The organism is Limnobaculum parvum (assembly GCF_003096015.2).
Classification (GTDB): Bacteria; Pseudomonadota; Gammaproteobacteria; order Enterobacterales; family Enterobacteriaceae; genus Limnobaculum; species Limnobaculum parvum.
In genome coordinates this window covers 992,912-1,006,140 of the sequence record NZ_CP029185.2, presented here as the reverse complement: position 1 = coordinate 1,006,140, position 13,229 = coordinate 992,912, and the positions used below count along the sequence as shown (strand labels likewise).

The following is a 13,229-nucleotide window of genomic DNA, read 5'->3' as shown; positions in this document are numbered from 1 at the left end:
TAAGGTAAGACGACATCATGAGCGATAACCCACTATCGGGGCTGAGAGAACGTATCACCGCACTCGATCTTAAACTGCTGGAACTGCTGGCCGAACGTCGTGATTTAGCACTAGACGTAGCCAGAACCAAACAATCAACCCATCTCCCTATTCGCGATAAAGAGCGCGAACGCGATCTGCTAAAACGCTTGGTGGAAGAAGGGAAAAAGCATCGGCTTGATGGTCACTATATTACCCGTCTGTTTCAAATCATCATTGAAGACTCGGTACTGACCCAGCAAGCGCTGCTGCAACAGTATGTTAATCAGGACAAACTTAGCTCGGCACGTATCGCATTCCTGGGGCCTAAAGGTTCTTACTCCCATCTGGCGGCGCGTCAATACGCCGCGCGCCACTTTGATACCTTGGTAGAATGCGGCTGCAATAAGTTTGATGATATTTTCAGACAGGTCGAAATCGGTCAGGCTGACTACGGAATTCTCCCTATCGAGAACACCAGCTCCGGCTCCATCAATGAAGTGTATGACCTGTTACAGTCCACTAATCTGTTTATCGTGGGGGAATTAACCAATCCGATTAATCACTGTCTGCTATCGTCGGTCGATACCGATCTGAACCAGATTGAAGTGGTTTATAGTCATCCACAACCTTTCCAGCAGTGTAGCCAGTACCTTAACGGCTTCCCGAACTGGAAAATCGAATATTGCGAAAGCACCTCAGCGGCAATGGAAAAAGTCGCCAGCCTGAAATCTTCTAAAGCGGTAGCCTTGGGCAGCGAGCCCGGTGGTGCACTGTATAATCTTCAGGTGCTGGAACACAGTCTGGCTAACCAAAAAGAGAACATCACCCGCTTTATTGTCGTGGCGCGTAAACCGGTTGAAGTCGCGCCACAGATACCGGCGAAAACCACCATTATCGTTGCCACCGGTCAACAGTCTGGTGCACTGGTGGAAGCCCTGCTGGTGTTGCGTAAACACAATGTGGTGATGACTAAACTGGAATCTCGGCCAATTAACGGTAACCCGTGGGAAGAGATGTTCTATATCGATATGCAGGTCAACCTCGAATCAGAAGCCATGCAAAACGCACTGGAAGACCTAATGCCCATTACCCGGTCGGTGAAGGTAGTAGGGTGTTATCCGAGTGAAACCGTGGTGCCGGTTAAAGTAAGTTAGTTGATTTAACCATGAGTAAATCGGCTTCATTGGATATTTTGGTCAGATGGACGCCGTTTATAATAGTAAGGCCGCTATATCGCGGCCTTACTCATTAAAGATATTGACGTCATGCCGCGATTGAATACAAACGGCAATGACTTAGCTACCCACCAAACATATCCCTCACCCACTCAGGGGCGCTGCTCTCATTTTGCTGTTGTTGTGGCGGTGGCTGTTGTTGCTGAACCGGCTGCTGTGGTGCCACACACAGGCCTTCAGGGTTGTCAGTCCAAACCGGTAACTGGCGATCGCCACCGTTGCATATGAAATTACCATCGCTGTCGGTGCCCATCATACTGATATGCTCTGGAGGCGTTAAGGTTAGGGCCAGTGGAGTTTGGTTTTCCAGATAGCGGCGGTACAGGGTTAATGCACCGTTAGCGCCCGTCAGTTTAGCCGGGCCATTATTATCACGACCAACCCAAGCAATGGAAACCTCTTTACCATCAATACCCACAAACCAGCTATCACGCAGGTCATTGGTAGTCCCCGTTTTTGCCGCCAGATTATAATTACCAAACTTACCCGCCAGTGAACGCGAGGTTCCGCGAGCAACCCCTTGCTGCATAGCATATAAGGTCAGATAAGCCGCCTGAGGCTCCACAACGCGCTGGGCCTGAGGCAAGCTTTGGAACAACACGGTATTATCTTCCGAGAGTACTGAGCGCAAAACAGAAAGCTTCGCCCGCTGACCACCGCTACCGATCGTTTGATACATCTGCGCGGCTTCCATTGGCGTTAGGCTGGTTGAGCCCAGCAGCATAGCCGGAACAGTTTGAATTGAGCTATCTGGCACACCCAAGCGTTGAAGCATGTCTTTCACTTTATCCAGACCTAAGTCCAGACCGAGATTTACCGTCGGAATGTTTAACGAATTTGCCAGTGCATCAACCAGCATCACTCGGCCACGGAACTGACGGTCATAGTTTTGCGGCTGCCACGGCTTATTCCCGGGAATATTGACCGACAGCGGATCATCTTTCAGCAAGGTATTTAAACGATAATTATTAGGTTCACTCAACGCCGTCAGATAAGTGGGTGGCTTAGCCAAAGAACCAATAGAACGACGGGCCTGAACTGCGCGGTTAAAACCGGCATACTGCGGCTGTGAACCACCCACTACCGCACGAACCTCTCCACTAAAGCGGTCAACAATCACCATTGCCGCTTCTAAATCGTTTACGTTACGCGCAGCTCGTAGTGCCGGTATGCCATCTTCCACCGCTTTTTCTGCCGCATTCTGCGATACGGGATCGAGCGTAGTAAAAATCTTCACCCCGGACAGATCGTTGACTTTATCCCCCAGCTTTTCCTGCAGTTCATTATGAACTAACTGCATAAACGCTGGCTGAGGCGAAATTACCCCACCGCGAGGCTGAACACCCAGTGGTCGAGCGCTTAGCACCCCATAGAGTTCCTGATCGATAACATTTTGCTGTTGAGCTAAACGCAATACCAAATTACGCCGCTCCAGAACGATATCCGGGTTCTTCCACGGGTTATACAGGGAAGCCCCTTTCACCATGCCCACTAGCATGGCCTGCTGATCGACACTTAATTCATTAATTGGACGACCAAAGAAATAGAGACTGGCTAACGGGAAACCACGAATCTGATCGGCACCACTCTGCCCCAGATAGACTTCGTTCATATACAGTTCAAGAATGCGTTCTTTGCTGTATCGGGCATCCAGAATAACCGCCATATAGGCTTCACGTAATTTGCGCGACAGGGAACGTTCATTGGTTAAGAACAGGTTCTTCACCAATTGCTGCGTTAAAGTACTTCCCCCCTGAACGGTACGACCTGCAGAGAGGTTAGCTAATACCGCACGACCAATAGAGAACAGGCTAATACCGTCATGGCTATAGAAGTTACGGTCTTCAGTGGCAATCAGCATATCTGCCATTGGATAAGGGAAGCTTTTACCGGCTACAAACAGGCGCTGTTCGCCGTTAGGGGCCTGCAACATCGTAATCAGTTTAGGATCGAGACGGAAGAAGCCGAACTCTCGCCCCGTATCCAGATTCATAATGCGTGACAACCCGGCGTTATTAAATTCCAATCGGGCACGAATTTGCTCTTCTTTGACGTCAGGGAAATCAAACGGACGGCGTAGCATCTCGATATTATTATTTTGAACGGTATACTCGCCAGGACGGGTGATTTTAGTGACATTGCGATACTGCATGCCATTAAGCAAATCCACCATCTCTTTCTTGCTGTAGGACATACCCGGTTCAAGGTTTACCATGCGCCCATACACCGCCGCCGGTAGATTCCAAACCTTACCATCAATACGGCTACGGATTTGTGAGTCAAGATAGATGCCATAAAATGCCATCAGGGCAATAACCACGATCGCCAGCTTGATACAAAGTCCGACGGTACGGCGTAGCCAGCTAGGCTTACGGGATTTTTTTACTTTAGGCGGCATGAACAGCTCCCGATATCATTGCGCTTTTCCTCTTGATTTCAGTCATCATCGTTTAGCTTCACTACAGGTAATAAAATAGCGGGCGTATTGTACCCTAATTAACCGGCAGGGTAGACCATTGGTTTTTGCCCGCCGAGAAATAGATATCAACCATTATGAAAACGTTTAGTTTTACGGGTAGGAAGCGCGTTCGCCGGGTCGTCAGGCCATACATGTTTTGGGTAGCGGCCCTTCATCTCTTTCTGCACCTCTTTATAAGCCCCCTGCCAAAAAGCGGCTAAATCCTGAGTAATTTGTAATGGCCGGTGTGCCGGGGATAGCAGCTCAACCACCAGAGAAACCCGACCATCAGCAATCACCGGAGTTTGCTTTTCGCCGAACATTTCCTGTAACCGAACCGCCAGTACCGGCGGTCGTTCGCTATCGTAGCGTATTGGTAAGCGTGAACCGGTCGGCACGCAATAGCTGACGGGCAATTCACCATCCAGACGCTGGCGCTGCTGCCAGTCCAGCTTGCTTTTTAACGCTTCAGAAAGATTAATCTGTTTGAGCCCCTTAATATCTCTAACGCCTTTCAGTGAGGGTAATAACCATGCATCCAGCGTTTCTAACAGTTCGCTGTCATCCACCGACGGCCACGGATACTGAGGCAGCCACTCCTGTGCTCGCTGAATACGGGTACGTAATTGCACCGCCTCTTCGTCCCAAGCTAAAGCCGAAATACCTTGCGTTCTCACCCACTCCAACAATGCTGCGTGTAATTGCGCTTCCGAAGGTTTACTAAGCGGTTGGGCCTTTAGCACCAGACGACCAATTTGTTGGCGCTGCCAAGCGCGCAATGTTCCTTTCTCTTCATCCCATTCAATGGCACTTTGCTGTGTGACCAGCCGTGGCATACGTTGCGCTAATACATCTGGTTCTACTTTGGCCGCCAACAGCATACGCGCATCTGGGCTGTTAGCCCCCTGCAATAGTGAAGCTGCAATCAACCATTCGGAGCGGCACAGGCCATCATCCGTATCAATTTGGGCACCCATGCCGTTAGCCAACAGGTAGCGGCCCTCTTCCCCACGTTTTTGAGCAATACGATCGGCAAAGCCAGCCGCCAATAAAAAGGGAATGTCATCACTGTCTATTGTGGTATGGCGACATTGTAATCGTTGCCCCAGTTGTCGAGCGCGTTTTGTCCATGTTGCCTGTGGATGCATCAGCCAATAGCTAATATCTTTGGTTCCGCTTCTCGGCGGTTCTTCCACGATAGCGGCCAATAATAAGGCGGTAGCTAAAGATCCTGGCTTCTGTTTCAGCGCACAAACGAGCATCGCCGCCAGCCGCGGTTCACAGCCGGTTTCGGCCATTTGACGGCCAATTTGGGTCAAGCTTCCCTGTTCGTCAACGGCTTCAAGCTGGATCAAGAGCCGTCGAGCGGCAGCCAGAGAAGAGGAAGGAGGCGAGTCCAGCCAATGCATTTGCTGAATATCGCGACAACCCCATTGCAGCAGTTCCATCGTCAGCCCGGATAAATCACTTTGCATAATTTCTGCTTCACCCTGCTCTGCTGCACGCTCTGCCTGCTCGCGGGAAAACAGATGCCAGCATGCGCCGGCAGATAAACGTCCAGCACGACCAGCTCGTTGGGTCATGGACGCTTTAGAAATACGTTGAGTGATTAAGCGCGTCAACCCCGTGCGCGGGTCGAAACGCGCCACTCGTTCAAGGCCGCTGTCGACCACCAGATGAATACCGTCAATGGTCAAACTGGTTTCTGCAATGTTGGTCGCCAACACAATTTTCCGACGCCCTGAAGGAGAGGGGGAAATTGCTTTTTGCTGTTCCGCCAGAGACAGTGCGCCATACAGTGGGCAAAGGTCGATCTCATCCGTCAGGCTGCCGGATAACAAATCATATATCCGCCGAATCTCTGCTACGCCGGGCAAAAACAGCAGCATTGAATCTGAATGTTGATTCACAATCTGCTTGACCGCCTGAGCCACCTTATCTTCAAAATATCCGCTGGCAGGTAACGATAGATAGTGACGTTCAACCGGAAAACTGCGCCCTTGTGCCGAAATCACGGGGGCGTCCGGTAAAAACTGTTGCAACCGCTGATTATCCAACGTTGCCGACATAATCAGTAGCTTCAAATCATCCCGCAGGCCGCTCTGAACATCCAACAACAAGCTAAGGGCTAAATCCGCCTGTAAACTGCGTTCATGAAATTCATCCAGAATCACCAGCGAAACATCTTCCAGCATCGGATCCTGTTGCAGCATACGGATCAGCACCCCCTCCGTCACCACGTCCAGTCGCGTCGCCGGCCCGCTCAGACTTTCAGAACGCATCCGATAACCAATTCGTTCCCCCACGGGCTCATTCAACTGCTGTGCTAACCGTTGGGCAACACTGCGAGCCGCCAAACGGCGCGGCTCCAACATAATAATCCGCCCTGACAGCCAAGATGACTGTTCAAGCAACTTCAACGGCAACCACGTCGACTTCCCCGCACCGGGCGGGGCCTGCAACAATACGCACGGCGAATGCTGTAAGGCATCAAGTAATGGCTGAAGAACTTCACTTACCGGCAGAGACACGCATAACCTCAATCAGATAACTTAGGTATCAAAATAAATTTTATCGGCCCATAGTGTACCAGCCACCAAAACAACCGACAGGATAACTTTCATTGATTTACCAAACTGGAGACATGGTGAATAATAAGGCGCGTTAAAATCGACTTCGCGTAAATAAAATCCCCTATCTATTAGCTCTGTTAGTAATGCTAATCGTTGGGAGAGACCACCGTTGGGGTTGGCTTGCGCTGGCCCGAAGGGTGAAACACCTTTCGGTGTTTCAACACTGTCCCTAGGTGGGCTAGGCCCAACGCGCTCCCGAGCCAAGTATATGGCCCTTCCGGCCACACACCGGAGGTGATATAGGTATACTGCCATTACGGTCGGAATATTCCCGAATGATAATTTTAACCTTTACCAGAAATAGTTAATCCCAAACTAGGATCCACCATGAACTTCACCACCCCACTGCAACCCGCCACGCTAATCAAACGCTACAAGCGTTTCCTTGCCGATGTCATCACTCCGCAGGGGGAAGAACTCACGCTACACTGTGCCAATACCGGTGCCATGACCGGCTGTGCCGAACCCGGCGACACCGTCTGGTACTCCACCTCTGATAATCCCAAGCGGAAATATCCCCATTCATGGGAGCTAACCCAAACCCAAGCGGGTGATACTATTTGTGTCAACACGCTACAGGCCAACGCACTGGTTAAAGAATCGCTGGAAAACCACTGGATTAAAGAGTTAACTGGCTACAGTTCGCTACGCAGTGAAGTCCGTTATGGTGATGAGAACAGCCGCATTGATTTTCTGCTAGAGCATCCCGATCGACCAAAGTGCTATGTTGAAGTGAAATCCGTCACCCTGCTACATCAAGGCTGTGGCTATTTTCCCGATGCGGTCACAACGCGCGGTCAAAAACATCTGCGCGAATTAGAAATAATGGCAGAAAATGGACATCGGGCTATGCTTTTCTTTGCCGTGCTACACAGTGGAATTGATAGCGTTAAAGTGGCACAACATATTGACCCAATTTACGCAAAGCTTTTTGAACAAGTTAAGAAACACGGTGTCGAAGTCGTCTGTTATAAAGCCAGACTATCGCCAACAGAGGTGATACTACAAAGTCCGGTATCCGTCACGGGTTAAATTTTCAGGTAAGCAGTAACGAAAGAAGATGTTTTTGGTCAAATAACCAGCAATTACACTTGCATGAACATGCTTTTCTGCAAAGCATTGTCATACTTAAGGTAGGAAAAATTGCTAACTTCATCTTCATCTGTTATTTATAGCGGCCTGATTTTTTCTCTAGTGTTAAAACTACAACGCGTATTTTGTAGGAGAAGCAAAATGCAAGAAGGGCAAAAGCGTAAAACATCGTCCTTAAGTATCCTGGCTATCGCAGGCTTAGAGCCTTATAAAGAGAAGCCGGGAGAAGAATATATGAACGAAGCCCAGCTTAAACATTTCAAGCTGATTCTTGAAGCATGGCGAGGCCAACTGAGAGACGAAGTCGATCGTACTGTCAGCCACATGCAAGACGAAGCGGCGAACTTCCCCGATCCTGCAGACCGTGCAACGCAGGAAGAAGAGTTTAGCCTGGAACTACGGAACCGTGACCGTGAACGTAAGCTGATCAAAAAAATCGATAAAACACTGCAAAAAATCGCAGAAGACGATTTTGGTTACTGTGAATCCTGCGGCGTGGAAATCGGTATTCGCCGTCTTGAAGCCCGTCCTACTGCCGATTTGTGTATCGACTGTAAAACGTTGGCTGAGATTCGCGAAAAACAAATGGCGGGTTAATCTATCGGTAATATCTGATTCCCTTATTGGTTCTGCCACCTTTTGATGGCAGAACAAGGGCGCAGAGATGATAGATTCTGGTCGTTCAACCACAATAATGACTAACCGCTATGTGGGGCGTTTTGCCCCTTCTCCTTCTGGAGATTTACATTTTGGTTCCCTGATTGCCGCGTTGGGCAGTTTTCTGCAGGCGCGGTCAAATCATGGGGATTGGTTGGTTCGCATCGAAGACATTGATCCACCCAGAGAAATTAGCGGTGCCGCTTCCCGTATTCTGACCACCTTAGAACGTTATGGATTACACTGGGACGGTGAAGTGCTCTACCAGTCGCAGCGCAGTGACGACTATCGTCAGATTCTGCATCAGCTTTATCAGCAAAATCGTTGCTACTATTGCCACTGTACCCGCGCCCGAATTCAGCAAGCCGGCGGCTTTTATGATGAGCACTGTCGCTATTCATCACTGCCACCGCAGGATGCGTCTTTACGATTACATGTGACACAACCGGTTTATCAGTTTTATGACCGCCATTTGGGAACATTAGTGGTTGAACCGGCCTTTGCCAGTGAAGATTTTATTATCCATCGTAAAGATGGACTGTTTGCTTATAATCTCGCCGTGGTGGTGGATGACCATTTTCAAGGGATAACAGAAATTGTACGCGGTGCCGATTTGATTCAGCCTACCGTACGACAAATTGCCCTACACCAGCAGTTAGGTTGGAAAGTGCCAGACTATTTCCATCTTCCACTGGCGTTAAATAATCAGGGGCATAAATTGTCGAAGCAGAATCATGCCCCACCGTTATCCCTTGAGCATCCGTTGCCGATACTGGTTGAAGCTATGCAGTTTTTAGGACAGTCACTACCCGATGACTGGCAGGATGCGTCCATCGAAGCATTACTGGCGTGGGGTATTGACCATTGGGACTATCGCCGCGTCCCCGCAACGCCGGAGCTAACCACATACTTTCCATTCTCAAATGATTCAGTGTGAGCTATTATAAGCCGCCGTTTACCATACGTGGTTTACTGACGACTATTTTATTATTTGATGAGTCTCCTAAACGGCGCCGCTCATCACTGACAGATACACTATGACCGAGGTGCCCTATTTTTACCCGCGTAGCTAATTTTTGCCGCAAGGTACTCACTCGAGAGTCTGATTCAGACATACAGGAACAGAGCCACACCGTTAATGATGTGGTTATCATTCCCCGTGCGCAACACACTATTTCTCGTAAGGACATTAGCGATAATGCCCTGAAAGTCCTGTACCGATTAAATAAATCGGGATATGAGGCCTATCTGGTTGGCGGCGGTGTCCGAGACCTGCTGCTGAATAAAAAACCAAAAGATTTTGATATCACCACCAATGCAACGCCAGAACAGGTGCGTAAACTGTTTCGCAACTGCCGTCTGATTGGTCGTCGTTTTCGTCTGGCCCACATTATGTTTGGACCAGAGATTATCGAAGTCGCTACCTTCCGCGGCGTACACAGCGATAACAATGATAAAAATGAATCTCAACAGGCTAATAACGGCATGTTGCTGCGTGATAACGTCTACGGTTCGATTACTGAAGACGCCCACCGTCGCGATTTTACCGTTAATAGCCTGTACTACAGCGCTGATGATTTCACCCTGCGTGATTTCACCGGAGGGCTGCAAGATTTACAGCAGGGCGTTATCCGTCTGATTGGCGATCCGGAAACCCGCTATCGCGAAGATCCGGTGAGAATGCTGAGAGCAATCCGTTTTGCCGCTAAGCTTGATATGCGTATAGAGACGGTAACAGCGGAACCTATTACCCGCTTAGCCCATTTGCTGCGAGAGATTCCTCCTGCACGTCTGTTTGAAGAAGCCTTAAAGCTACTGCAGGCCGGGTATGGCTACCCCACGTATCAATTGCTGCGTGAACAGAATCTGTTTAAGGCGCTGTTCCCGCTGATTGATAAGCACTTTACGCCGCAAGGCGATAGCAATATGGAGAAGATCCTCGGTCAGGTGCTGAAGAATACCGATCAACGTCTGCAAAACGGTAAGCGCGTCAATCCAGCGTTTCTGTTTGCAGCCATGTTGTGGTATCCGCTGGTTGAGCGAGCTCAGGAACTAACGCAAGAAAGTGGCCTAGCCTATTATGATGCTTTTGCGCTTGCCATGAATGATATTCTGGATGAACAGTGCCTGACGCTGGCCATCCCTAAACGTATAACGTCGTTAGTGCGGGATATCTGGCAATTGCAGTTGCGTCTGCCGCGTCGTCAAGGTAAGAAAGCCTATAAGCTAATGGAACATCCAAAATTCCGTGCTTCATTTGACTTATTGCTGCTCAGAGCCGAAATTGAAAAAGGCGAAGTGCAAAAACTTAGTTACTGGTGGGATGAATTTCAACAGGCTGATATGCAGCGTCAAAAGACCATGCTTAATGTGCTGGGGGATGAACCGTCCCGCCATCGCAGGTCGCGGCGGCCACGCAAGAATACTGCCAAACCGCAATAGCGTTCTAATTTAAGCCTCCTGACGGAGGCTTAATAACATAATGGACAGAGAGAATGACTCAGGTATTTATCGCATTAGGCAGTAATCTTAATCAGCCACTGGCACAGGTTGAAGCGGCATTGAATGCTATAAAGCAGATCCCTCAAACCCGTTTGGTCACCTGCTCGCCGTTATATCGCACCAAACCGCTAGGCCCACAAGATCAGCCTGATTATCTGAATGCCGTCGTAGAACTCGATACTCAGCTACCAGCCGAAAACCTGCTTGATGCAACTCAGGCTATTGAACTGAACCAAGGGCGCGAAAGAAAAGCCCATCGTTGGGGACCACGCACACTGGATCTGGATATTTTACTGTTTGGCCATCAGACCATTAATACTCCGCGTCTGACAGTACCTCATTATGATATGTACAACCGGGCGTTTATGCTTTATCCACTCGCCGATATTGCCCCAGACCTGATTTTTCCTGATGGCGTATCGCTCGCCTCACGGCTCTCTCAAGTACCGGCTGACGGGCTCATGCCTTGGTTCTCGTCATAATTACAGCACTCGCAATAACACCAACTGTTAGCGATAAGTCGCTTTGACAGGGCGTCAGGCGACGATACTTTTGCTGTCTCAGACGGTAGAAACCGAATCTTCTACACGTCTGATAATATCGAGTACGCAAAACTCCAATTGATAACTCAATTTATTGCTTTGGCACCATTGGCTTAATATCCGAGCGGGTATTGGCAATGCGTTCCGCCATTGCCTGAATGCTATCTGAGTTCAGGATATACAAACGCTTAAGGGTAAAAGGATTATCCCCAGGTTTGACCTTTCCTCTAACGGTGGTTACCGCCAGATGATATCCCCCCAGTTTCGCCGCCTGAATCGCATTGTCGTTATAACCACCAAACGGGTAAGAGATATACTGCACCCGTGGATTAAATTGAGTTAACGCCCGACGGGAACGTTCGAAATCCAACTCAATATTATGTTCATCACGACTCAACAATACCGGTCGTTTATCATCCGAATAACGATGCAAAAAGTGAGTATGCGACTGAATATCAAAAACGTCCTGAATTTGTTTTAGCTCACTGATACTCATAAACTGCAGAGAGTTCGGATCCCAAGTTTGAGGATTATGCTTAATCCGCGATGAAATAATAAAAGCCGTGGCTTGGAGATCATACTTTTTCAGTATCGGGTAAGCGTAACGGTGAACCGATTTCAACCCATCATCAAACGTCAGTACCACCGCTCTGGCAGGAATATTGACGGTGTTATTCAAATATCCCTCTAACTGATACAGGCTGATAGTTTGGTAATCCGCCTCCTTCAGATAAGCCATTTGGTTATCAAATGCCGTGACTGAGGTCGTCGTTGAAGTATGGCGAAAATACTTATTCTCGCTGTCCTGCAAAATGTGGTGATAAGTCAGTACCGGGACGCCGTTATCCAGTTCGCACTCATCCGCCTGAATATATTTAGCATCATCACCGATATTGATTTCATACCAGAGCAAACCATCCTCATCCTTTAAGCGACCAAGAATCGGATAACGTAAATTATCATTCAGTACCCCAAACACTTTGCTGGTATCTTTTGGCTGATCGTAAACCGTGGTCGGGCGAATAGTAATCAAGTTCTGGTTTAGCTTCTGCAGATCGGCTAAGGCCAACCCCAATGCTTTTTTCGACTTACTGAGAGGTAATACGGCATCTTTCGGGATCAGCCCATGAGCATTACCGAACGTAAATTCATAATAGTTAGGACTCAGAGGGTAAACCATTATCTCCTGATCTTTGTTCAGATTACCCACGTTAATAATATCATTGCCAACTTGAGCCATGATCTGGCTGTCACGAATAATGCGTACCTGAACTGGTTTTATATCATCACTTTGCGATTCGCCTTCCGCCGCAGCGTAAACCGAAAATATAAACAAAGGTAATGTAATCAGCGTAATGAGAAGCGACTTAAGACGCATAAGTTATATTTTTCTTATAGGAATACAAAACACCGGAAATAGTAGAACTGAAGATGAAAATTGTTCTTATGCGATGATGAAACAAAGCGCGTTATTATAGGATCTACGCATCTCACATACCGCTATTGACTGAAATAGCGGTAATGCCCATTAATCTTCCATAAAAACAGAATGTCTTCAGTCCGAGCTCCGGAACCTATATTGTGCACCACCAACGGCCTGCCTTCGCGGGTATAACGGTCAGTCACAATACCTATATGGGGTAGTCTATTATCCAAACGCCAAGAAACAATATCGCCGGGTAAGTAATCCCTTGCATGAAGTGAGACTGGCTGCTCTATTTTATGCCGTTTAAAATAAGTTTCAAGATTCGGCACTCGCCGATGATTAATATTTGTGTCCGGTTTCGTCAATCCCCAATGGTGTGGGTTAGAAGAAAAATTGGCTTTCATATCTAGGTGAACTAACTTCTGCAAATCGCCCCCTTGCTGATGTAAAGCCCGGATCACCACATCAGAGCAAACGCCTCGTTCAATATCAACGTCACCGTCACCGTCGGGATACGGCAGAGAAGCATAAGTCGGATTTTCCCTATCTGATCTTCGGTGCTTAATGCCAATGCTTGATTAGTCTGCTTTTTGACTGGAGAGAAGCGCGATAGCCCTACTGAAAACCTTCATTTCTAAATCCTTTTCGAATAGACCTTAACAA

Annotated in this window: 8 protein-coding genes and 2 pseudogenes; 6 read left to right on the top strand and 4 right to left on the bottom strand. The window is 48.4% G+C overall.

All coding sequences use genetic code 11. The features are described from left to right. Positions 1-17: 17 nt before the first annotated feature. Positions 18-1,175, top strand: a complete 1,158-nt coding sequence (pheA, locus tag HYN51_RS03860; RefSeq protein ID WP_108901634.1) for a bifunctional chorismate mutase/prephenate dehydratase — start codon at positions 18-20, stop codon at positions 1,173-1,175. A 145-nt stretch (positions 1,176-1,320) separates the two neighbouring features. Here the strand turns inward: pheA and mrcB are convergent. Both mrcB and hrpB read right to left on the bottom strand, forming a co-directional pair. Beyond that, positions 1,321-3,654: pseudogene (mrcB, locus tag HYN51_RS03855) on the bottom strand (bifunctional glycosyl transferase/transpeptidase); the annotation flags it as partial. Between the two features lie 146 nt (positions 3,655-3,800). Continuing rightward, positions 3,801-6,245 carry an ATP-dependent helicase HrpB gene (gene hrpB / locus HYN51_RS03850; RefSeq protein WP_329958625.1) on the bottom strand — a complete coding sequence of 815 codons (2,445 nt, stop codon included), beginning with the start codon at positions 6,243-6,245 and terminating at the stop codon, positions 3,801-3,803. Between the two features lie 429 nt (positions 6,246-6,674). On the opposite strand from hrpB, the gene sfsA reads away from it, so the two are divergent. From sfsA to folK, 5 genes are all read left to right on the top strand, one after another. Beyond that, positions 6,675-7,379 carry a DNA/RNA nuclease SfsA gene (sfsA, locus tag HYN51_RS03840; RefSeq protein WP_108901631.1) on the top strand — a complete coding sequence of 235 codons (705 nt, stop codon included), beginning with the start codon at positions 6,675-6,677 and terminating at the stop codon, positions 7,377-7,379. Positions 7,380-7,580: 201 nt separating this feature from the next. Then, positions 7,581-8,036, top strand: a complete 456-nt coding sequence (gene dksA / locus HYN51_RS03835; protein WP_108901630.1) for an RNA polymerase-binding protein DksA — start codon at positions 7,581-7,583, stop codon at positions 8,034-8,036. 67 nt (positions 8,037-8,103) lie between these two features. Then, on the top strand, positions 8,104-9,033 hold the full coding sequence (gene gluQRS / locus HYN51_RS03830; protein ID WP_108901629.1) for a tRNA glutamyl-Q(34) synthetase GluQRS: 930 nt from the start codon (positions 8,104-8,106) through the stop codon (positions 9,031-9,033). A gap of 116 nt (positions 9,034-9,149) precedes the next feature. Continuing rightward, positions 9,150-10,538, top strand: a complete 1,389-nt coding sequence (pcnB, locus tag HYN51_RS03825; RefSeq protein ID WP_108901628.1) for a polynucleotide adenylyltransferase PcnB — start codon at positions 9,150-9,152, stop codon at positions 10,536-10,538. Positions 10,539-10,591: 53 nt separating this feature from the next. Continuing rightward, entirely contained in the window at positions 10,592-11,080 is a 489-nt protein-coding gene (gene folK, locus HYN51_RS03820; protein WP_108901627.1) for a 2-amino-4-hydroxy-6-hydroxymethyldihydropteridine diphosphokinase, read from the top strand. Positions 11,081-11,231: 151 nt separating this feature from the next. Here the strand turns inward: folK and HYN51_RS03815 are convergent, their stop codons facing one another. Beyond that, positions 11,232-12,518 carry a polysaccharide deacetylase family protein gene (locus HYN51_RS03815; RefSeq protein ID WP_108901626.1) on the bottom strand — a complete coding sequence of 429 codons (1,287 nt, stop codon included), beginning with the start codon at positions 12,516-12,518 and terminating at the stop codon, positions 11,232-11,234. A 122-nt stretch (positions 12,519-12,640) separates the two neighbouring features. After that, positions 12,641-13,105 (bottom strand): annotated as a pseudogene (locus HYN51_RS03810) (DUF1287 domain-containing protein); the annotation flags it as partial. Positions 13,106-13,229 lie beyond the last annotated feature (124 nt).

Coding starts and splice junctions, on each gene's coding strand:
- HYN51_RS03815 (WP_108901626.1), bottom strand. CDS start 12,518: ATGCGTCTTAAGTCGCTTCTCATTACGCTGATTACATTACCTTTGTTT.
- folK (WP_108901627.1), top strand. CDS start 10,592: ATGACTCAGGTATTTATCGCATTAGGCAGTAATCTTAATCAGCCACTG.
- dksA (WP_108901630.1), top strand. CDS start 7,581: ATGCAAGAAGGGCAAAAGCGTAAAACATCGTCCTTAAGTATCCTGGCT.
- gluQRS (WP_108901629.1), top strand. CDS start 8,104: ATGATAGATTCTGGTCGTTCAACCACAATAATGACTAACCGCTATGTG.
- pheA (WP_108901634.1), top strand. CDS start 18: ATGAGCGATAACCCACTATCGGGGCTGAGAGAACGTATCACCGCACTC.
- sfsA (WP_108901631.1), top strand. CDS start 6,675: ATGAACTTCACCACCCCACTGCAACCCGCCACGCTAATCAAACGCTAC.